Source organism: Ruminococcoides intestinihominis (assembly GCF_040096285.1).
Lineage (GTDB): Bacteria > Bacillota > Clostridia > Oscillospirales > Acutalibacteraceae > Ruminococcoides > Ruminococcoides intestinihominis.
In genome coordinates this window covers 1-21,071 of record NZ_JBBMEY010000027.1, presented here as the reverse complement: position 1 = coordinate 21,071, position 21,071 = coordinate 1, and the positions used below count along the sequence as shown (strand labels likewise).

Below are 21,071 nucleotides of genomic sequence, written 5' to 3'. Positions count from 1 at the left end.
GTGGAAAAAGTAACTAAGGCAACCAGAGAAAGTTTTGGCGAAGCACTTTGTGAACTAGCAAAAACTGATGAAGATATTGTTGTACTAGACGCTGACCTTTCAGCAGCAACAAAGACAAGTATTTTCCAGAAGCAGTATCCTGAAAGATTTATTAACTGTGGTATTGCAGAAAGCAATATGATTGGTGTTGCAGCAGGTCTTGCAGCAGCAGGTAAAAAGCCATTTGCAGCATCTTTTGCAATGTTCTCAACAGGTAGAGCATTTGAACAGATTAGAAACTCTGTTGCATATCCTAACCTAAATGTTAAGATTGCCGGTTCTCATGCAGGTATTTCAACAGGTGAAGACGGTGCAACTCACCAGTGCCTAGAAGACATTGGTATTATGAGAACTATTCCTAATATGGTAATTCTTAACCCGGCTGACCATTGGGAAATGATGGCAGCAACTAAGGCTGCTCTTGAACACAACGGTCCTGTTTATATCAGACTTGGCAGACTTGCTATTGATTCATTTAATGATCCTGATAATTATAAATTTGAACTTGGCAAGGGTATCACTCTACACGAAGGTAACGATGTTACTGTTGTTGCTACAGGTCTTGTTGTTAACGAAGCTAGAAAGGCAGTAGATGCTCTTGAAAAGGAAGGCATCAATGCAAGATTAATTAATATCCACACAATCAAGCCAATTGATAAGGATATTATTATTAAGGCAGCTCAGGAAACAGGCAAGATTATTACAGTTGAAGAACACAATGTTATGGGTGGTCTTGCTGATGCAGTTTGTGAAGTTACATCTCAGTATTGTCCTGTTCCAGTAACAAGAATTGGTGTTAATGATAGATTCGGTTACTCAGGTCCTGCTTGGGAACTTCTTGAAATCTTCGGCCTAACAGAAACAAACATTAAGAAAGTTATTACTCAGGTAGTAAATAGCTAATGAGATAAAAATTAAAGCCGTCTTTATGACGGCTTTTTTTAGTTATACTAGAATTTTTACTTATAATAACAATAGGTGATTTTATGAAGATAAAGGTTATCCTTACCGGTGGTACAGTTGGTAGTGAAAAGGTTAATGGTGTTGTAAAGAATAATAAAGACTCTAACATAGCCTCAATGTGGAAAGAAAAGTTTAATTCAAATATTGATTTTGATGTTGTAAATCTTTATTCCATACTTTCTGAAAATATTAAAATTAAGAATATAGAAATGCTTTTTGCAGAACTAATAAAAGATTATAGTGACTACAAGGGAATTATTATTACTCATGGTAGCGATACACTTTCTTATACCTCGGCATTTGTTTCTATATTTTGTAAAGATTATAAAATTCCTGTTGTACTTACTGGTGCAGATAAAGTCCTTAGTGACCCTACAAGCAATGGCTATAGTAACTTTACAACCTCTGTTGAACTTATAATGGATAACAGAGTAGGGGTGTGGACAGTATTTGACAGTATCTTTAGTGCCGATACAGTTATGGAGGCTGATTATTTTTCCGATAAATTCAGAACCGGCAACAGTCCTTTAACTGTAACAAAGTGCAGTAAAAATATTACATTTAATAATAAAGTAGCTATCATAAAAATATACCCATTTATAGACTTTGGTATGGTTAACTTTACTGATAATATAAAGGCATGTTTGCTTGTTGGGTATCATAGTGGTACTGCTGATGAAAATGCAGTTGATATATTACTGAGTAAGTGTAAAGAGAAGAATATTCCACTTTACTTGCAAGGTCTGAATAAAGAAAGTGCCTTGTATGATTCATCAAATAATCTTCAAGAAAAAGGTGTTAACCTAGTTTATAACTCCACCCCTGAATATGCATACGCAACACTTATGATAAAAGTAAATAGCTAAAGAAAATCTCCACAAGAATTCTTGTGGAGATTATTTTATATACAATATAAGTTTGTGTCCCAACAAGGGATATATGGATGGTGTCGCATATATATTTTGTAGTTAGGGTTGGCTCTATGGATAACGGCAGGTAGTCTGTAAATATCACAACATCTGTGATAACAGGCTATATTCAGTTTTGGCTTATGTTCAGCCATTAATGTCATACCACCTGAAAGTACTACAAACTCAACACCCTCAACATCCATTTTTATGTAAGTGAATTTTGTATCCTCTGCCAGAGAATCAATGCTGACAGTTTCTGCAAGTAGTCCACCATTGTTTTTGATAAGTGAACCTCTGCCCATATCTGCTCTAAATTCAAGCTCTGTGTCAAAGCTCCATACTGCCTTGTTTAGCAATGTTGTATTTTCTAGGTCGCCTTTAGCCTCTACTAACTTTTTAAAAGTTTTTGGCTCAGGTTCTAGGGCAGTAATTGAGTGGTAGTGGTTGCAAGTATATTTTAGAAATTCATCAATAGTGTCACCACGATAAGCACCAAGGTCAAGATAATCTTCTTCAGAATTTAGGTTAAGAATTTTAAATGCATCATCCTTGCTGCTTTCCATAGCATAAAGGTACTTTAATTCACCTGTATATTCAAAGTAGCACATATTCTTGAACACTTTCTTTGATTCTTCATCAGCCATAAGGTTGTAAGCGGTCATTATTTCTTCACCATTTCTAACAAGATAACTTCTGTTGAAAACACATTCACCGGCTACCGGTACACTGGGAATCATAACTTCATATTCCTTTTCAAGTGCCTTAATGTTAGCCATAACTTCCGGAATGTGTGTGCCAAAAGTAATAAGAATAATAAAGTCCTTAAATTCTTCCTCTATCTGTGCAAGTGTTTTTACTGTAAATTTGTGAAAACTTTGACCTCTTACAAAGTCATCAGATGCCATAACACCACTTGCGTGAATATTTAGCAGTTCAAATTCCTGTAAAACTCTATCAGCACCATCACCCATACCGTAAAGTATAATCGGCTTTCTGGTGACCATAAGTTTTTCCCATACAGATTTTTCTTTCAACAATGTATTTATCATAGAAACCCCTCATTTAAGGATTGCAACTTTTACAAGGCGTGTATCCCTCATACAGTGCATCCTTGCGATTATCAAAATAAACTTTGTTTTTATCACTCATTGCATAAACTGAGTCACAACTAGGTTTGTGAAACTTTTTGCTGTTTTTATTCCCTATAAATTTTTCTTTAGATATTGTAGTTCCTTTATTTCCTTTAGTGGCATAAGTTTCGGTTTTTATGTTGCTACTGTTATTTTTTTCAGTAGAAAAACGGATTTCTTTACCATCACTTTGAGCAACAACAGTACCTTCTAAATCGGTTCTGTAAGTTTTAATATTTCTTTTCTTTAGCTTTTCTAAAGTTTCCTTATGTGGATGACCGTATTCATTATTTACACCACAACTGATTACTGCATATTTTGGAGAAACCTTGTTTAAGAATTTCTCACTACTGCTGGTTGAACTGCCATGATGTCCTACCTTTAGTACATCAGCTTTTATGTTATAATTACTTTCCAGAATCTCATCCTCAACTAACTTTTCAGCATCTCCTGTAAAAAGGAAAGAATTTTCCCCATAATCAGCTTTGATAACTACTGAGTAGTTGTTGCAGTCACTATAAATGTGATTCTTTTTAGGTGAGATAATTGTAAATGTAGCATCACCTAAAGTATAGCTTTCACCGGCATTGGCATATTCAATCTTGGTGTTTTGACTTTTAGCCTCAGTTTCAACATCTTTCCAAGTTTTAGTGTTGTATGTAACCTTAGGGCAAATTAAAGTATCTGTCTGAATATTCTTCAGCACAGTATCCATACCACCAATATGGTCAGAATGTGGGTGAGTGCCAACTGCATATTTTAGCTTGGTGGCATTGTGACTTTCTAGGTAATTTACTACTGTATCACCTTTGTCATTTTCACCGGCATCTATCAACATAGACTCATCTTTACATTGTAATAATATGCTGTCACCTTGACCAATATCAATGAAACTTACTGTCAGTCCACTATAGCTTACTTGTGTATTGTCGCTTACATCACAACCACAAGTAACTGTTGTAATAAGTAAACAAAGGACTAATAATATAGTCCCCTTACTTTTCAATATCATATTTTTCATATTAATAATTATATACCAAATAAAAATGTAATGCAATATTCATATAGTAGAATAAGTAGGTGAATATATAGCAATTATTTACAAAACACAAAAGCAAAAAGCACCTGTTCAGGTGCTCTTTACAAGAAAGGAAAAATGAAAAAATTATCTATTAAAAATTTAGTTGTTGTTTTCTTTACTGTCATTATATTACTTTGTGAAAGTGAAAGGACAATGAACATAGTGTGTAAATGTGATTAAAGTTAAATGAACCTTGACTAAAATCATCTTTATTGTTAATATTACATATAGAATAATTTTCTATATAAGGAGAATGAAAAATGAAGAATCCAATTGTAACTTTTGAAATGGAAAACGGTAAGGTTTTTAAAGCTGAACTATATCCTGAAATTGCACCAAATACAGTAAAGAACTTCCTAAGCCTAGTAAATAGTGGCTATTATGATGGTCTAAACTTCCACAGAGTAATCTACGGTTTTATGATTCAGGGTGGCTGTCCTGAAGGCACAGGTATGGGTGGTCCAGGATATAGCATTAAGGGTGAATTCTCTGGCAATGGCTTTAAAAATGATTTAAAGCACACAGAAGGTGTTCTTTCTATGGCTCGTTCAATGATGCCAAATTCAGCAGGTAGCCAGTTCTTTGTTATGCACAAGACAAGCCCTCACCTAGACGGTCAGTATGCTGCTTTCGGTAAGGTTATTGAAGGTATGGATGTTGTAAATGAAATTGCTGAAGTTGACACAGATTTTCAGGATAGACCTTTAGACCCACAGGTTATGAAGAAAGTAACTGCTGAAACTTTCGGTGAAGAATACGGCGAACCTGAAAAGTGCTAATTGTATTTTAAAACACAATATCTTGTATTATTAGAACAGTGATGGTATAATTGTTATACTATAAATTGAGTTCACAAAGCACTGTTCGGTAGTGTTTAATGGGTGTACCCAAATATGGGTGCACCTTTTTGTTAGGAGAAAATATGGCAGAATATAATGTAAAATCCTTAAAAGCAGAGGAGTTTATTAATGACGGAGAAATCCTTGATACCCTTGATTATGCTGAGAAAAATAAGGATAACTTAGAATTAATTGATAAAATATTAGAGAAAGCTAAGGAAAGAAAAGGTCTAAACCACAGAGAAGCATCTGTACTTTTAGCTTGTGAGAATGAAGAAAAAATTAAGGAAATGTATGCACTTGCAAAGCAGATAAAGAAAGATTTTTACGGCAATAGAATTGTAATGTTTGCACCACTGTATCTTTCTAACTATTGTGTAAACGGTTGTGTATATTGTCCTTATCATATGAAAAATAAGCATATAGGCAGAAAAAAGCTAACTCAAGAGGAAGTAAAGAAAGAGGTTATTGCACTTCAAGATATGGGTCATAAAAGACTTGCTATAGAAGCCGGTGAAGACCCTAAGAATAATCCTATTGAGTATATACTGGAGTGCATAAACACTATTTATTCTATTAAGCACAAGAATGGTGCAATCCGTAGAGTAAATGTAAATATTGCAGCAACTACTGTTGAAAATTATAGAAAACTTAAAGATGCCGGAATAGGTACGTATATTTTGTTCCAAGAAACTTACCACAAGAAAAGTTATGAACAATTGCACCCAACAGGTCCAAAGCATAATTATGATTATCATACAGAGGCTATGGACAGAGCAATGGAGGGTGGCATTGATGATGTAGGTCTTGGTGTGCTTTTTGGTTTGGAAATGTACAAGTATGAATTTGCAGGACTATTAATGCATGCTGAACACCTAGAGGCAGTGCATGGTGTTGGACCTCATACAATTTCTGTACCTAGAATAAAAAGAGCAGATGATATTGACCCTAATGTTTTTGACAATGGTATTGATGATGATACCTTTGCAAAAATTTGCGCATTAATCCGTATTGCAGTACCATACACAGGTATGATTATCTCTACAAGAGAAAGTCAAAAGGTTAGAGAAAAGGTAATCGGACTGGGTGTATCACAAATTTCAGGTGCATCAAGAACTTCAGTAGGTGGATATACGGAAGAAATCAGACCACATGATACAGAACAGTTTGATGTTTCCGATAATCGTACCCTTGATGAAGTTGTATTGTGGTTAATGAAAATGGGTTACATTCCATCATTCTGTACTGCTTGTTATCGTGAGGGCAGAACAGGTGACAGGTTTATGGCACTTTGTAAATCTAAGCAAATACAAAATTGTTGCCACCCAAATGCACTAATGACCCTAAAGGAATATTTAATGGACTATGCAAGTGAAGAAACCAGAAAAGTTGGGGAAGAACTGATTAAATCAGAACTAGAGAATATTCCTAAAGAAAAGGTAAAGAAAATTTGTAAGGACCATTTGGAAAAGATTGAACAAGGTATTCGTGATTTTAGATTTTAAGGAGAATTTATGAACACTACACCAAAGTCAAATAGACTTCATATTGCATTTTTTGGCAACTGTAATGTCGGAAAAAGTTCTGTTGTAAATGCCTTTACAAATCAAAAACTTTCTGTAGTCTCAAATGTTTTTGGTACAACTACTGATCCGGTAAGTAAGTCAATGGAACTGTTGCCAATAGGTCCTGTTGAAATTATAGATACACCCGGGTTTGATGATAACAGTGATTTAGGAAAACTAAGAGTAGAAAAAACTCTCCAAATTCTTAGGAAAACCGATGTTGCAATTCTTGTAGTTGATATAACAAAAGGTAAGAATGATTTTGACAGAAAGCTGATTTCACTTTTTAAGGAAAAGAATATTCCGTACATTATTGTATATAACAAAATGGATTTGCAAAAATTAGATAACCCATCTAATAATGAAATTATGGTTAGTGCCACAGAAAATATTGGTATAAACGATTTAAGAGAAAAGGTTGCACATTTTGTAAAAGTAGAGGATAAAAAGATTATCGGTGACAAACTAAATGAAGGCGATATTGCTCTATTGGTTGTGCCGATTGATAAGTCAGCACCAAAGGGTAGGCTGATACTTCCTCAGCAACAGACTATTAGGGATATTCTTGATAGCAACTGTACTGCAATTGTGTGTAAAGAGGACAAAATAACCGAAACTATTAATAACCTTAACAAAAAACCAAAGGTGGTTATTACTGATAGTCAGGTTTTTAAAAAGGCAAATGCCGATACACCAAAGGATATTTATTTAACTTCATTTTCAATATTAATGGCTAGGTACAAAGGTTTTTTAGCTACAGCAGTAAAAGGTGCTAAGGCAATTAGTGGTTTAAATAACGGTGACAAAATTCTTATTGCAGAGGGTTGTACCCACCATAGACAATGTGAAGATATAGGTACAGTTAAACTGCCTAAATGGTTAAATAATTTCACTAATAAAAATATAGAAATTGATTTTTGCAGTGGTACAGAATTTCCAAATGATTTAGGAAAGTATAAACTCATTATTCATTGTGGTGGTTGTATGCTCAATGAAAGAGAAGTCCAAAGTAGAATGAATATGGCTATTAAACAAAATGTACCTTTCACAAATTACGGTACATCAATAGCTTATATGCAAGGAATACTGGAAAGAAGCCTAGAAATTTTCCCTGAATTTTTAGAGCTTATTAAGTGAAAAAGTAAAATATAATTACATAGTAATATAAAAATAAGGGTTTCCGTTTAGAAACCCTTTTGTGCATTATAAAATTATCAAATCACAAACCCACCATTAACATTTAGAATATTGCCGGTTAGGTAGTCGGAGTCTTTACTACCGAAGAAGGCTACTGCTTTTGCAATATCTGTAGGAGTACCAAGTCTTTTTAGTGGAGTGTTATTTTTTAGGTCTTCCAAGGTTTCCTCACTAAAAATATTCAGCATATCGGTTTTGATAACACCGGGACAAACGCAATTTACATTAATGTTGCTAGGTGCAAGTTCCTTTGCCAAAGCTTTTGTAAATCCGATAATACCTGCCTTTGCAGTACTGTAATGGACTTCACAGCTACCACCGGTGACACCCCACATAGAGCTGATGTTGATTATCTTGCCGTATTGACGATAAATCATATCATGCATTACTTCTTGTGTGCAGTTAAATGCACCGTCAAGGTGAGTGCTTAACATTACTTTCCATTCATCATTTGTAATTTGTGAAAATTCCTTTTGTGTGCTGATACCGGCATTGTTTACAAGGATAACTATTGTTCCAAGTTCATCCTTAATTTTAGCTACCATATGGGCAACTTCATTTCTGTCTTTAACATCAGCCTTGTAAGCACCCACAGGTACTTTGTATTTTTTCATTAATTCTAAGGAAAGTGCTTTTGCCTTTTCTTCGCTTTTGTTGTAGTTAATTGCAACGGCATAACCAAGGGAAGCAAATTCTTCGGCAATAGCACTGCCGATACCCTTTGAACCACCGGTTACAAGAACAGTATTCATAAATTTTACCTCATATCTAAAAATAAAGGCATTGGATAACCAATGCCTTTTGTTGTTATATTAAAGAAAATTATTTTTTCTTCTTAAAGCCATCTTTTAGGCTAACACTTCTGTTAAATACAAAGTGGTCTTTGCTACTGTCTTTGTTGTCAGTACAGAAGTAACCTAGTCTCATAAACTGATAATGAGTATGTGGGTTATCCTTAACAGATGCTTCAACCTTACAATTATTTAGTACAACAAGACTTTCAGGATTAATATAGTCTAGAAAGTTCTTGTCACCTGTGTCAGGTTCAGAATCAGTAAATAGATTGTCATATAGTCTAACTTCAGCAGGTACATAGTTATTAGCATCTACCCAATGGATAGTACCTCTAACCTTTCTACCGTCTGGAGTATCACCACCACGAGATTCTGGGTCATATTCAGCATATACAGTAGTAACATTGCCGTTTTCATCCTTGTCACAACCTGTACAAGTAACATAGTAAGCTGACTTTAGTCTTACTTCATTACCCGGATATAGACGCTGATACTTTCTGAAAGGGTCTTCCATAAAGTCTTCACTTTCAATGTAACATTCTCTTGAGAATGTAATTGTTCTTTCACCGTCCTCAGGGTGGTTAGGGTTGTTCTCTACTGTGAATTCTTCTGTTTTGCCCTCAGGATAGTTAGTGATAACCAGCTTAATAGGGTGGATAACAGCCATAATTCTGTTTGCTCTATCGTTAAGGTCATTTCTTAGACAATGTTCTAGGAAACCGTATTCAACTGTTGAATTAACCTTAGACACACCAATCTGTTCACAGAATGAACGGATAGATTCAGGTGTGTAACCTCTTCTTCTTAAACCACATAGAGTAGGCATTCTTGGGTCATCCCAACCATTAACATAGCCTTCTTCTACCAACTGACGAAGCTTTCTCTTGCTCATTACTGTGTTGTTAATGCCAAGACGAGCAAATTCAATCTGTCTAGGCTTTGCAGGTGCTGAAATATTAGCAATAACCCAATCATATAGTGGACGGTGACTTTCAAATTCAAGTGTGCATAGTGAATGTGTAATGCCTTCAATAGCATCTTCAATAGGATGAGCAAAGTCATACATAGGATAAATGCACCAATCAGTACCTGTCTTATGATGTGCCATATGGTTGATACGGTAGATTACAGGGTCACGCATACTAAAGTTACCTGAAGCAAGGTCAATCTTTGCTCTAAGAGTCATTTTACCGTCTTCAAATTCGCCATTCTTCATTCTTTCAAATAAATCAAGGCTTTCTTCAATAGGTCTGTCTCTATAAGGGCTCTTTGCAGGAGTTTTTAGGTCGCCTCTGTATTCCTTCATCTGTTCTGTATTTAGTTCGCAAACATAAGCTAAACCTTTCTTGATAAGTTCAACTGCATAGTCATACATTTGTGGGAAGTATTCAGATGCAAAGTAGAATCTGTCACCCCAATCAAAACCAAGCCACTTAATATCTTCCTTAATAGCATCAACATATTCTACATCTTCTTTAGTAGGGTTTGTGTCGTCCATTCTAAGGTTACAAAGTCCGTTGTACTTTTCTGCTGTGCCAAAGTCAATGCAAATAGCCTTTGCATGACCAATGTGTAGGTAGCCGTTTGGTTCAGGAGGAAAACGAGTGTGTACTGTTTTACCTTCATACTGACCACCTTCGGCAATATCTTCATCAATAAAAGTATGGATGAAGTTACTTGACATTACTTCTTCATTATTATTGTTCTTTAGTTCCTCAGCCATAGTGTTCCTCGCTTAAAAATTTTTCTTAAATAATAGATAAAATTATTATATCATAAATATAGAAATTTTCAATATTAGATTTATAGCTAATTTTAGGACTGCCGTTATGTCAAATTAGAAGTATTGTATATGGTGAAAATAACCAAATATAAAGAATATCACTATCATTTTAAACGAATTTAAGTAGGTTTATTTGTGCAGTTAACTAAATTTTTTTGCTAACGCTTTAACACTTTAAAGTGCTATTGACAACCAAATTTTACTGTGATAAAATTGAGTTATTAAAAATAGAGAGGAACTCTATTTGGGAGGAAAAAACAATGAAAAAAATATTAGCAATGCTTTGTGTTGTTGCTATGGCTCTATGTGCAACTGCTTGTGGCAGTAGCTCAAACAGTTCAAGTAGTGACGCAAACAAAAGTTACAAAATCGGTATCTGTCAGCTTATTCAGCATCCTGCTCTTGATGCTGCAACAAAGGGCTTTAAGGCTTATTTAACAGAAAAACTTGGTGACAAGGTATCTTTCACAGAACAGAACGCTGCAGGTGACTCAGCTACTTGTGCTACAATCTGTAATCAGTTTGCTTCTGACAATGTTGATTTGATTCTATCAAACGGTACTGCTGCTTTACAGGCTGCAGTTTCTGCAACAAAGACTATTCCTATCCTAGGTACTTCAATTACAGATTACGGTTCAGCTCTTGGTATTGACAACTGGACAGGTACAACAGGTGCTAATGTATCAGGTACAACAGACCTTGCTCCACTTGACGAACAGGCTGATATGATTAATGAACTATATCCAAACTCTAAGAAGGTTGGTATTCTATATTGTTCAGGTGAACCTAACTCAAAGTATCAGGCAACAACAATTACAGACTACCTAAAGAAACTTGGCAAGACAGTTAAAGAATTTACTTTTGCTGACTCTAATGACGTAGCTTCTGTTACAAAGACAGCTTGTGGTGAAAGTGATGTTCTTTATGTTCCAACAGATAACACAGCCGCTAACTGTGCTAAGACAGTTAACAATGTTGCTCTAAAGGAAAAGACACCAATCATTGCCGGTGAAGAAGGTATTTGCTCAGGTTGTGGTGTTGCAACACTTTCAATCAGCTACTATGACCTTGGTTATACAACAGGCGAAATGGCTTATGATATTATTGTAAATGGCAAAGACATTTCTAAGATGGAAGTTAAGTCAGCTCCTAAGTTTACAAAGGAATACAATGTTGAAATTTGTAAGGCTCTGGGTCTTGATATTCCATCAGATTACAAGGCAATCGGCGAAGATAAGTAATTAAAATTTACTAAACAAAAATAGGGGTTGGCTTATGTCAACCCCTAATTAATAAAGTCAGTTCAAAGGCATATAAATGTGTTTCAAGGTAGAAAATACATTTATATGCTTTTGGGCGTAATTATAGGAGGATAAAAATGGACGCTATTATGTCATACTTTAGCTCCCTTAGTCCACTACAACTTCTAAATAATTTACCCGGTGCAGTTGCCCAAGGTATTATTTGGGGTATTATGGCTTTGGGAGTTTACATTACTTTTAGGCTACTTGATGTTGCCGACCTTTCAGTTGACGGTACTTTTACAACCGGTGGTGCAGTAACTATTATGTTGAAACTTGCAGGTTTCCCTATGTGGTCTTGCTTAATTATTGCAGTACTTGCCGGACTTGTGGCAGGTTTTGTTACAGGTATTTTACATACTAAGTTAGGTATTCCGGCTATTCTTGCAGGTATCTTAACACAGATTGCTCTATATTCTATTAACCTAAGAATTATGGACTTCTCATCAAATAAATCATTTGCTTTTGGTGAAAAGGATTTGTATGTTACTCTTGGCAATGTACCACAGGCAATTATTGTTTCTGTTATTTTTGCAGTAGCACTTATTGCTTTGTTATATTGGTATTTTGGTACAGAACAAGGTTCAGCACTTAGAGCAACAGGTAGTAACCACTCAATGAGTAGCGCACAAGGTATCAATATTTCAACAATGAAAGTTATCGGTCTTTCATTATCAAATGGTATCGTAGCACTTTCAGGTGGTTTAATGACTCAGTATCAAGGCTTTGCCGATATTAACCAAGGTAGAGGTGCTATCGTAACAGGTCTTGCAGCAGTTATTATCGGTGAGGCTATCGGTATGGCTATCTTAGGCAAGAAGATGAACTTTATCGGTAAACTTGTTTTTGTTGTAATCGGTGGTATTATCTATTACTTCATTATGACAATTGTATTGTGGCTAAAGTTAAATTCAAACGACCTAAAGCTATTTACTGCAATTATCGTTGCATTATTCCTAGCAGTTCCTTACTTAAAGTCAAAGAGTAAAAGTTCATTTAGTAAAGCTAAAAAGAGAGGAGAGAAGTTAGATGCTAAAGATTAATTCTATTGAAAAAACCTTTAACCCGGGTACAATTAATGAAAAGAAAGCACTGGACAAAGTTTCTCTCCACCTTAATCCGGGTGACTTTGTTACTATTATCGGTGGTAACGGTGCAGGTAAATCAACTTTGATGAATGCTATTACAGGTGTATGGCCTGTTGATAACGGTAGCATTATCCTTGACGGTGTAAATGTTACAGGTTTACCTGAATATAAAAGAGCGAAATTTATCGGTAGAGTTTTCCAAGACCCTATGATGGGTACTGCTCCTGATATGCAGATTATTGAGAACTTAGCTCTTGCCTATAGACGAGGCAAGAAAAGAACTTTAAAGTGGGGAATTACTAAGAAAGAAAAAGAAATGTTCCACGAAAAGTTAAAGATTTTAGGCTTAGGACTTGAGGACAGAATGACATCAAAGGTAGGACTTCTTTCCGGTGGTCAAAGACAAGCATTAACACTACTTATGGCATCTTTACAAACACCAAAGTTATTACTTCTTGATGAACATACTGCAGCACTTGACCCTACAACTGCTGCTAAGGTTCTACAGATTTCTGAAGAAATTATTGAGAGAGATAAGTTGACTGCAATGATGATTACTCATAATATGAATGATGCTATTGTTCATGGTAACAGACTTATTATGATGAACAACGGTCAGATTATCTATGATGTTCAAGGTGAAGAAAAGAAGAAACTAACAAAAGCTGACCTTATGGCTAAATTTGCTGAGATTGCCGGTGAAGAGGCTGAGTCAGACAAAATGTTGTTATCTTAACTTAATAAATAACAGAAAGGTCGGTACAATAAGTACCGACCTTTTTTCATAGAAAAATTTAGTTAAGTTGTTCTCTGATTTTGTTTTGAATAATATTAGAACAAATTTTTGCCATTTCTTCGGGAGTTTCCTTCATACCATTATTAAGCCAACTTTCAATTATGCCCAAAACACCAAACACCATAAAAGAAAAGTAATGCTCTGCTGCATTAGTATCACCAAAGTGATTTGTAAATTTACTATGCAAGAACTTAATCAGCTTTTTAGTAAAGGCAATTTCACCTCTATCAGAAAGCATAACCTGACAAAATTCATTGTTGTTCTTTACAAAGATAAAAACTTCTCTGAAAAGTTCTTCGTTTAGAACATCATCTTGCTTATCAATAGGAACAAGAAATTCATCAAGCTCTCTAAACATATCGTCCTCAATTTGTTCTAACATATCAAATACATCTGTATAATGAAGATAAAAAGTCCCTCTGTTAATGTCTGCCTTGTCACACAACTCTTTTACCGTAATATGTTTCACACTTTTCTCTTTCATTAGAGAAAGTAGTGAACTTTTTAGAACGGCCCTGGTTTTCCTAATTCTTCTGTCCTGTGTACCCATAAAATTTCACCTTCTCAACACAATTTACAAGTATGTTTATTATCGTGCATATGGTTGTAAATTGCTTATTGTGTTTTTTTACAATACTAGTATAATAGAAAATGTTCAAGAAATCAACACTATGTTTAATTTTTTATGAGGTGATTGTATGAGTAAAAAGAAAAAAACTTTTATACTCAAGGTCTTACCGATTATTGCGATTTGTATTGTAATGTTGATTCCATCAATATACGCTTGTGTATTCTTGGGTTCAATGTGGGATCCTTATGGTAACATAGGTGACCTACCGGTAGCTGTGGTGAATTATGACAAATCTGTTGAGTACAATGACAAAACATTGTCCATTGGGGATGACCTTGTAGACAAACTAAAGGATAATGATTCCTTGAAATTCAATTTTGTTGATAGCGATACAGCTGAACAAGGTATTGAGAATGGTACATATTATATGGTAATTACCATTCCGAAAGATTTTTCAAAAAATGCAACAACTTTGATGGACGCAAATCCTAAGAAGATGGAGCTTGACTACAAAACTAATCCGGGCAAAAACTACATTGCCTCTAAGATGAGTTCAACTGCTTTGGAAAAAATCAAAACAGAAATCGAACATACAGTAACAGAAACTTATACACAGACAGTTTTTGATACTATTGGAGATACAGCTGATAGCCTTTATGATGCAGTTGATGGTGCACAGAAGCTAAATGACGGTGTTGGTAAACTTTCAGATGGTAATGACACTATTACAACTAACCTAAAGACTTTAGCAGATAGCTCAGTAACATTTGCTAATGGTGCAAATACTCTAAACACAGGTCTTGTAACATATACTAATGGTGTTACATCATTAAATTCCGGTGCTTGGAGAATTAAAGCAGGTCTTGATACATTAAATAGCAATGTACCTACTCTTTCAAGTGGTATTAGTGCTTTAGCAAATGGTGGCGTATCACTAAAAGACGGTATCAAAACTTATACTGACGGTGTTGCAGCTGCTAACACAGGTGCTCAAACACTTAACAAAAATTCAAGTACACTAAATAACGGTGTTTCTACTTTGCATAACGGTACAACAACTTTAAAGTCCGGCCTAAAGACATATACTGCCGGTGTTGCAACTGCTAACACAGGTGCTCAAACATTGTCACAAAGTTCAAGCACACTTAACATTGGTGCTTTTTCTCTAAAGACAGGTTCAAGCATATTGTCAACAGGTACTTCAACTTTAAAGTCAGGACTTAACAAAATGTCCGGTGAACTTGCAAAGTCAGTAACTGATGAAAATGCAGAAAAGCTAAAGAAACTTTCAAGTGGTCTTACTTCTCTAAACAGTGGTATTTCTCAGTTAAACGATAGCCTACAAAACGCAGAAGAGTCAACACTTGAAAGCGACCTAACAACTGTTGGTGTTGATATTACAACTGCCGGTACTGAACTAAAATCAGCATCAGATGGTCTTGCATCTTTACAAAAAGAAATTTCAACAATTTCTTCATCAAGTTGGTTTAAGAGCCTTGATGCAGCAACTCAAGCATCTGTAATTAACGGTTTAAAATCTTCAGCAAAAGAAATCGGTGCAGGTTTACAGGGAGTACAGTCTAACTTAACAACTGCCGGTGCTGATCTAAAGACAGCAGCTTCAACAGCTAAAGAAGTTGGTCAGTCAGTTGATACTGTAAAGAAATCAGTAAAGAAAATTAATGATAACTCAGAATTACTACTACCTACTGCAAGTAAGCAAGTAACTGTACTATATAGTGGTTTAAGCTCCGTTAAGGATACACTTGATAAAAAACTTATCCCCGGTGCTACTGCTCTTGAAATTGGTGCTTCTCAGCTAGATGGTGGTATTGATACTCTAAAAACAGGTTTATCAACATACACAGGTGGTGTTGATACTCTTGCAAAGGGTACAAAACAGTTAAATGACAACAGTAAGAGCCTTAACGATGGTGCTAAGAGCTTAAATGACGGTACTAAGTCACTAAAGACCGGTGTTACAACATACACAGGTGGTGTTAAGACACTTGCTGATGGTACTAAGAAATTAACTGATAACAACAAGACTCTTAATAAGGGTGCTACCGATTTATCAAAGGGTGCTAATAAACTAAAAGACAGTGTACCAACACTTTCAAGTGGTATTGAACAACTATTTAACGGTTCAACAACTCTTGCAAATGGTACTAAACAGTTAATGGATAACAATGATAAGCTTGTTTCCGGCAGTAAAGAACTTGCAAGTGGTGCAACAAAGATTTCTGACGGTGCAGATAAACTTCATGATGGTTCAAAGACACTGGGTAATGGCTTAACAACAGTTGATAAGGGTGTTACAACTCTTAAGAAAGCACTTAAGAATGGTGCTGATACTGCTAAGAATACAACAATCTCAAGTAAGCAGAAGAAGATGTTTGCTTCTCCTGTAAATGCAAATGAAACTCAGGTTTCTAAGGTAGCTAACAACGGTTCAGCTATGGCAGCATATATGATGTGTGCAGGCCTTTGGGTAGCAGGTATTTCATTCTGTGTTGTAACCGGTGCAGAAAATGACCCTAAGCGTATCAGAAGAAAGAAGAAACTTTGGATTAGAAAACTATTTGAACTTGTATTATTTGCAGTTGGTGCAGGTGCAGTTCTGGTAACACTTCTAATTAATGTTAACGGTATGGATCCTGCTTATGTTGGCAGAACATTTGCTTTAGCTATTATGACTTCTGTAGCATTTACAGCAATTGCATACTTCTTCAACATTATCCTTGGTAAGGTTGGTTCATTCGCATTACTTGTTCTTCTAGTTCTACAACTTGGTTGTGCCGGTGGTACATATCCACTTGACCTTTCACCAAGTATCTACAGAACAATGAAACCATTCTTCCCATTCTCTTATGCAGTTGACGGATTTAGAATGACAATTGCTACAGGTCAGGATATTACAGGTATTATGCTTGTACTTGCCGGTTTTGCAGCAGTATTTATTGCACTAAGCATTATAGTAACTACAGTAAAGGTTAAGAGTAAGAATGAAAAGAAATATGGTCTATCAAGACTACTTGATGAGGCTTTCTCAGTTCCATTTAAGGATTAATTAGATTATTCCGTATATTCTTCCAAAATATAATAACAAAATGCAAAGCACTCTTGAATTTAATTCAAGAGTGCTTTTGTTTGTGTAAAATGTACATTAAGTTGTGCAATATATACAAATGTGGTGCGATATTTTTTATATACGAATATTGTAAAAATGTAACATTTTTTTATAATATAAGTTATAATAATGGTGATGGATTGTAAGTTAATTCAACAATATATAATGGGAATAATTGACAAATTTCCTGTAGAAAGATAAACTAAGGAGGATATGTATGAAAAGGACAATATCAATTATTTTATCGGTAATGATGATTTTATCATCATTTGTAGGGGTATCTGCTTTTGCAGTAACAACTGAAACTTGTAGTATAGAATATGTTTCGTCAAATAATGTTACTATTTCAAATACAGATAAAACTGTAAAGAAAGGTGACTCATATGTTGCGACTATTACATCAAATATTGTCAAAAATTTTGATGGTATGGATGTAAGAGCGATGATGGGTGATCAAATTATTTATCCACAAAAAATAACAGACGAATCATATAAGATTATTATTTCAAAAGTTACTGATGATGTTAAGATTATTGCAAAGGCTTATGAAAAAACTGCCGATACAACCGAAGTTATCGGTAATAGCAGGTATATTTCTATTAGCCGTAACCTTGTAAATTGTACATCATCTGGAAAATCCAACATTGTATTAAGTGGTGGTCATTATAGCGAGATAATTACTCCAAACGATGGCTATAAGCTAACTACTGTAATCTATTATGGATTGATGAAAGAAAATGATGGCGATTATTATTATCAACAGTATATTTGTAAAGATAATGGTGACGGCACATATTATGTAAGTTGTGATAAAGAGATAAATATTATTTATGCAGTTGCAGAGCCAATTTCATCAGACTCTACAACTACAGAGCCTACAACTGTACCAATAGTTAAAGGTAAAATAAGTTTAAGTAAAAATAGTCTTACCCTTGCAAAAACAAACAAGAATATTTCTACCAAGCTAGTAGCAACTGTTACACCAAATGAACTAACAAATAAAAGAGTTATTTGGTCCACAAGTAACAGTAAAGTTGCAAAAGTAGATAAGAACGGTAAGGTGACAACTGTATCAAATGGATTTTGCACAATTACTGCTAAACTGGCAAGTGATAATACAATTAAATCCATTTGTAAAGTAAAAGTTGTTCAGAAAGCAACCAAGATTAAACTAAATGTAAATAACAAAACTTTGAAAAAAGGTAGTGCTTATACACTAAAAGCAACTGTAAATCCTAACACAACAAGCAACAAGAAAGTTACTTGGAAAACAAACAAAAAGCTTGTTGCTACTGTAAATTCAAAGGGTAAGGTTATTGGTAAGAAAAAGGGTAAAGCAGTAATTACTGTATCAACAACTGATGGCAGTAAAAAGTCTGCAAAATGTAAGATTACAGTAAAATAACGATAGATAAAGTAGCTTTCATTTGGAAGCTACTTTTTACTTTTTTAAGTTAAAAGTATGTCAAAAAATCTTTAAACAAAAGTTAATATGATAAAAAATAGCAAATAATAAAGAAAAATGCTTGATAAAATACTGAAAAAAGATTATAATTACCTTGTATGAGAGGACTTTCTCAAACAAATCAAAGAAAGGAGTTAAGTACAATGAATTATTCTAATGAAGTAATGAATATGTGTACTGTAACAAAAGGACCAAAGCACGGTCCTGCACCTATTCCTGAAGAAGGTAAATGGGTAAAATCTTATGAAATCAAAGATATTTCAGGTTTTTCACATGGTATTGGTTGGTGTGCTCCTCAGCAGGGCGCATGTAAGCTATCACTAAACGTAAAAGACGGTATTGTTGAAGAAGCTCTTGTAGAAACAGTTGGTTGCTCAGGTATGACTCACTCAGCTGCTATGGCTGCAGAAATTCTACCTGGCAAGACTCTACTAGAATGTCTAAACACAGACCTTGTTTGTGATGCTATTAACACAGCTATGAAGAACATTTTTGAACAGCTAGTATACGGTCGTTCACAGACTGCTTTCTCAGAAGACGGTCTTCCAATCGGTGCCGGTCTAGAAGACCTTGGTAAGGGCCTTCGTTCACAGGTTGGTACTATGTTCTCAACAAAGGCTAAGGGTGTTCGTTTTATGGAAATGGCAGAAGGCTATGTTCTTAAGACAGCTCTTGACGAAAATGACGAAGTTATCGGTTACCAGTTTGTAAATCTTGGTAAGATGATGCAGGATATTCGTCATGGTGTTACACCAGATGAAGCATATAAAAATAACATTGGTCAGTACGGCCGTTTTGATAACGCTGCTAAGTACATTGACCCAAGAGAAGAATAATCAGTAAGGAGGAGATTTAAACATGGCAGTTACATTTGAAAGTATGGAAAGAAGAATGCCAAAAATCGAGAAGTGCCTTGCTGAAAATGGTATCGGTTCTCTTGAAGAGGCAAGACAGCTATGTCTAGATAACGGCTTTGACCCAGACGAAATCGTTAAGGGTGTTCAGCCAATCGCATTTGAAAACGCTAGCTGGGCTTATACACTAGGTTGTGCTATCGGTCTTAAGAAGGGCGTTAAGTCTGCTGCTGAAGCTGCTGAAGCTATCGGTGTAGGTCTTGAAGCATTTACAATCCCTGGTTCTGTTGCAGAACAGAGAAATGTTGGTCTAGGTCATGGTAACCTAGGTGCAATGCTACTTAGAGACGAAACAAAGTGTTTCGCATTCCTAGCAGGTCACGAATCATTCGCTGCTGCTGAAGGTGCTATCGGTATTGCTAGAAACGCTAACAAGGCTAGAAAAGAACCACTAAGAGTTATCCTTAACGGTCTTGGTAAGGATGCTGCTTACATCATCTCAAGAATTAACGGTTTCACATATGTTGAAACAGACTTTGACTTCTTCAACAGCGAACTAAAGGTTGTTCGTGAAGTTAAGTTCTCTGATGGTGAAAGAGCTGCTGTTCGTTGCTACGGTGCTAACGATGTTCGTGAAGGCGTAGCTATCATGCAGAAGGAAAATGTTGGTGTTTCAATTACAGGTAACTCAACTAACCCTACTCGTTTCCAGCATCTAGTTGCAGGTACATACAAGAAGTGGGCTATTGAAAATGGCGTTAAGTACTTCTCAGTTGCTTCAGGTGGTGGTACAGGTCGTACACTTCATCCTGATAACATGGGTGCAGGTCCTGCTTCATACGGTCTAACAGACTCAATGGGTAGAATGCACGGTGATGCTCAGTTTGCCGGTTCTTCATCAGTTCCTGCTCACGTTGAAATGATGGGTCTTATTGGTATGGGTAACAACCCAATGGTTGGTGCTACAGTTGCTTGTGCAGTTGCAGTTTACGAAAGCCTAAATAAGTAATTCATTACTTTATATATTAGGGAGTGTATTTTACACTCCCTTTTTTCTTGCAAAAATTCTTACTTTATGTTATATAATAGGTAAGGGTTGTGATAATATGAAGGATAAGCTAACGGGTAAGCAAGTGGTTATTATGCTATCAATCATTGCTTTGGCAGTTGGGCTTTTTGTTGGTGGTATGGCACTTACCGACAGATATAAAAATACTATAGTAAATACCTATGATAAATATTATAATAAGTATTATAGTATTGCATCAAGCTATGTTGACCAAGGTCAGGGCATTGTACAAAAGAATATTGAACTTGCCTCTCAGCAAGATGAAAAATAAGGACTTCTGTTTTCAGAAGTCCTTTTGTCTTTTTAATTTTGATTGTGAGTATAGGTAGGTTTGATAAATTAGGGTTTTTCAATTTTGTCTGTGGGTAAAGGTTAGTTAGATAAATTTGGGTTTGTAGAGTTAGAACATACCTTGTTTTGTGGTAGATATTTAGAATTAGCAGAGACTAACCAGCCTCCCTTGTGTAAAGGGAGGTGTCAGCGATAGCTGACAGA

18 protein-coding genes are annotated in these 21,071 nt (G+C 35.4%); 13 read left to right on the top strand and 5 right to left on the bottom strand.

The annotated features are described in order from the left end of the window. Positions 1-942, top strand: coding sequence for a transketolase family protein (locus WMO18_RS07525; protein ID WP_211147699.1), 942 nt, complete (start codon positions 1-3; stop codon positions 940-942). 83 nt (positions 943-1,025) lie between these two features. After that, positions 1,026-1,868: an asparaginase gene (locus tag WMO18_RS07520; RefSeq protein ID WP_211147698.1), complete on the top strand. Its 843-nt coding sequence runs from the start codon at positions 1,026-1,028 to the stop codon at positions 1,866-1,868. A 35-nt stretch (positions 1,869-1,903) separates the two neighbouring features. Here WMO18_RS07520 and WMO18_RS07515 read toward each other — a convergent pair whose 3' ends face one another. After that, the gene (locus WMO18_RS07515) at positions 1,904-2,962 is read right to left on the bottom strand and encodes an FkbM family methyltransferase (RefSeq protein WP_211147697.1); all 1,059 of its coding nucleotides are present in this window, start codon (positions 2,960-2,962) and stop codon (positions 1,904-1,906) included. A gap of 13 nt (positions 2,963-2,975) precedes the next feature. Further along, positions 2,976-4,064, bottom strand: a complete 1,089-nt coding sequence (locus WMO18_RS07510) for a ComEC/Rec2 family competence protein (protein ID WP_367286506.1) — start codon at positions 4,062-4,064, stop codon at positions 2,976-2,978. A gap of 320 nt (positions 4,065-4,384) precedes the next feature. Between WMO18_RS07510 and WMO18_RS07505 the strand changes: the two genes are divergently transcribed. From WMO18_RS07505 to hydF, 3 genes are all read left to right on the top strand, one after another. Then, positions 4,385-4,903 (top strand): peptidylprolyl isomerase, encoded by a 519-nt coding sequence (locus tag WMO18_RS07505; RefSeq protein ID WP_138157002.1) that lies wholly within the window; start codon positions 4,385-4,387, stop codon positions 4,901-4,903. 143 nt (positions 4,904-5,046) lie between these two features. Further along, positions 5,047-6,468 (top strand): [FeFe] hydrogenase H-cluster radical SAM maturase HydG, encoded by a 1,422-nt coding sequence (gene hydG, locus WMO18_RS07500; RefSeq protein ID WP_211147695.1) that lies wholly within the window; start codon positions 5,047-5,049, stop codon positions 6,466-6,468. A 9-nt stretch (positions 6,469-6,477) separates the two neighbouring features. Beyond that, entirely contained in the window at positions 6,478-7,665 is a 1,188-nt protein-coding gene (hydF, locus tag WMO18_RS07495; RefSeq protein WP_211147694.1) for a [FeFe] hydrogenase H-cluster maturation GTPase HydF, read from the top strand. A 77-nt stretch (positions 7,666-7,742) separates the two neighbouring features. Here hydF and ymfI read toward each other — a convergent pair whose 3' ends face one another. Further along, positions 7,743-8,477 carry an elongation factor P 5-aminopentanone reductase gene (gene ymfI, locus WMO18_RS07490; protein WP_022505039.1) on the bottom strand — a complete coding sequence of 245 codons (735 nt, stop codon included), beginning with the start codon at positions 8,475-8,477 and terminating at the stop codon, positions 7,743-7,745. A gap of 70 nt (positions 8,478-8,547) precedes the next feature. Next, a complete protein-coding gene (locus WMO18_RS07485) occupies positions 8,548-10,242 on the bottom strand; it encodes a glutamine--tRNA ligase/YqeY domain fusion protein (protein ID WP_211147693.1) in 1,695 nt (564 codons plus the stop codon). A gap of 320 nt (positions 10,243-10,562) precedes the next feature. Here WMO18_RS07485 and WMO18_RS07480 point away from each other — a divergent pair, with 320 nt between their 5' ends. From WMO18_RS07480 to WMO18_RS07470, 3 genes are all read left to right on the top strand, one after another. Further along, positions 10,563-11,543 carry an ABC transporter substrate-binding protein gene (locus WMO18_RS07480; protein ID WP_211147692.1) on the top strand — a complete coding sequence of 327 codons (981 nt, stop codon included), beginning with the start codon at positions 10,563-10,565 and terminating at the stop codon, positions 11,541-11,543. A gap of 137 nt (positions 11,544-11,680) precedes the next feature. Then, positions 11,681-12,646, top strand: coding sequence for an ABC transporter permease (locus WMO18_RS07475; RefSeq protein WP_348982014.1), 966 nt, complete (start codon positions 11,681-11,683; stop codon positions 12,644-12,646). Beyond that, on the top strand, positions 12,633-13,427 hold the full coding sequence (locus tag WMO18_RS07470) for an ABC transporter ATP-binding protein (protein ID WP_211147691.1): 795 nt from the start codon (positions 12,633-12,635) through the stop codon (positions 13,425-13,427). Before WMO18_RS07475 ends, WMO18_RS07470 begins: the two co-directional genes overlap by 14 nt. A gap of 58 nt (positions 13,428-13,485) precedes the next feature. On the opposite strand, the gene WMO18_RS07465 is transcribed toward WMO18_RS07470, so the two are convergent. After that, entirely contained in the window at positions 13,486-14,037 is a 552-nt protein-coding gene (locus WMO18_RS07465) for a TetR/AcrR family transcriptional regulator (RefSeq protein WP_211147690.1), read from the bottom strand. A 148-nt stretch (positions 14,038-14,185) separates the two neighbouring features. Between WMO18_RS07465 and WMO18_RS07460 the strand changes: the two genes are divergently transcribed. The 5 genes from WMO18_RS07460 (at position 14,186) to WMO18_RS07440 (ending at position 20,847) form a co-directional block, all read left to right on the top strand. Next, positions 14,186-17,128, top strand: coding sequence for a YhgE/Pip domain-containing protein (locus WMO18_RS07460; protein ID WP_211147689.1), 2,943 nt, complete (start codon positions 14,186-14,188; stop codon positions 17,126-17,128). 277 nt (positions 17,129-17,405) lie between these two features. Continuing rightward, complete coding sequence (locus WMO18_RS07455) at positions 17,406-18,593, top strand: Ig-like domain-containing protein (RefSeq protein ID WP_367286505.1); 1,188 nt, start codon at positions 17,406-17,408, stop codon at positions 18,591-18,593. A 203-nt stretch (positions 18,594-18,796) separates the two neighbouring features. Further along, positions 18,797-19,489 (top strand): iron-sulfur cluster assembly scaffold protein, encoded by a 693-nt coding sequence (locus WMO18_RS07450; RefSeq protein WP_022505047.1) that lies wholly within the window; start codon positions 18,797-18,799, stop codon positions 19,487-19,489. A 22-nt stretch (positions 19,490-19,511) separates the two neighbouring features. After that, positions 19,512-20,516 carry a GGGtGRT protein gene (locus tag WMO18_RS07445; protein WP_022505048.1) on the top strand — a complete coding sequence of 335 codons (1,005 nt, stop codon included), beginning with the start codon at positions 19,512-19,514 and terminating at the stop codon, positions 20,514-20,516. Between the two features lie 97 nt (positions 20,517-20,613). Further along, complete coding sequence (locus tag WMO18_RS07440) at positions 20,614-20,847, top strand: hypothetical protein (protein ID WP_211147872.1); 234 nt, start codon at positions 20,614-20,616, stop codon at positions 20,845-20,847. The last annotated feature ends 224 nt before the right edge of the window (positions 20,848-21,071 follow it).

Bases quoted from the DNA above. Each gene is read 5' to 3' on its own strand.
- WMO18_RS07445 (WP_022505048.1), top strand. From the start codon at position 19,512: ATGGCAGTTACATTTGAAAGTATGGAAAGAAGAATGCCAAAAATCGAG.
- WMO18_RS07440 (WP_211147872.1), top strand. From the start codon at position 20,614: ATGAAGGATAAGCTAACGGGTAAGCAAGTGGTTATTATGCTATCAATC.
- ymfI (WP_022505039.1), bottom strand. From the start codon at position 8,477: ATGAATACTGTTCTTGTAACCGGTGGTTCAAAGGGTATCGGCAGTGCT.
- WMO18_RS07510 (WP_367286506.1), bottom strand. From the start codon at position 4,064: ATGAAAAATATGATATTGAAAAGTAAGGGGACTATATTATTAGTCCTT.
- WMO18_RS07485 (WP_211147693.1), bottom strand. From the start codon at position 10,242: ATGGCTGAGGAACTAAAGAACAATAATAATGAAGAAGTAATGTCAAGT.
- WMO18_RS07515 (WP_211147697.1), bottom strand. From the start codon at position 2,962: ATGATAAATACATTGTTGAAAGAAAAATCTGTATGGGAAAAACTTATG.
- hydG (WP_211147695.1), top strand. From the start codon at position 5,047: ATGGCAGAATATAATGTAAAATCCTTAAAAGCAGAGGAGTTTATTAAT.
- WMO18_RS07480 (WP_211147692.1), top strand. From the start codon at position 10,563: ATGAAAAAAATATTAGCAATGCTTTGTGTTGTTGCTATGGCTCTATGT.
- WMO18_RS07460 (WP_211147689.1), top strand. From the start codon at position 14,186: ATGAGTAAAAAGAAAAAAACTTTTATACTCAAGGTCTTACCGATTATT.
- WMO18_RS07450 (WP_022505047.1), top strand. From the start codon at position 18,797: ATGAATTATTCTAATGAAGTAATGAATATGTGTACTGTAACAAAAGGA.
- WMO18_RS07470 (WP_211147691.1), top strand. From the start codon at position 12,633: ATGCTAAAGATTAATTCTATTGAAAAAACCTTTAACCCGGGTACAATT.
- WMO18_RS07465 (WP_211147690.1), bottom strand. From the start codon at position 14,037: ATGGGTACACAGGACAGAAGAATTAGGAAAACCAGGGCCGTTCTAAAA.
- hydF (WP_211147694.1), top strand. From the start codon at position 6,478: ATGAACACTACACCAAAGTCAAATAGACTTCATATTGCATTTTTTGGC.
- WMO18_RS07455 (WP_367286505.1), top strand. From the start codon at position 17,406: ATGAAAAGGACAATATCAATTATTTTATCGGTAATGATGATTTTATCA.
- WMO18_RS07520 (WP_211147698.1), top strand. From the start codon at position 1,026: ATGAAGATAAAGGTTATCCTTACCGGTGGTACAGTTGGTAGTGAAAAG.
- WMO18_RS07505 (WP_138157002.1), top strand. From the start codon at position 4,385: ATGAAGAATCCAATTGTAACTTTTGAAATGGAAAACGGTAAGGTTTTT.
- WMO18_RS07475 (WP_348982014.1), top strand. From the start codon at position 11,681: ATGGACGCTATTATGTCATACTTTAGCTCCCTTAGTCCACTACAACTT.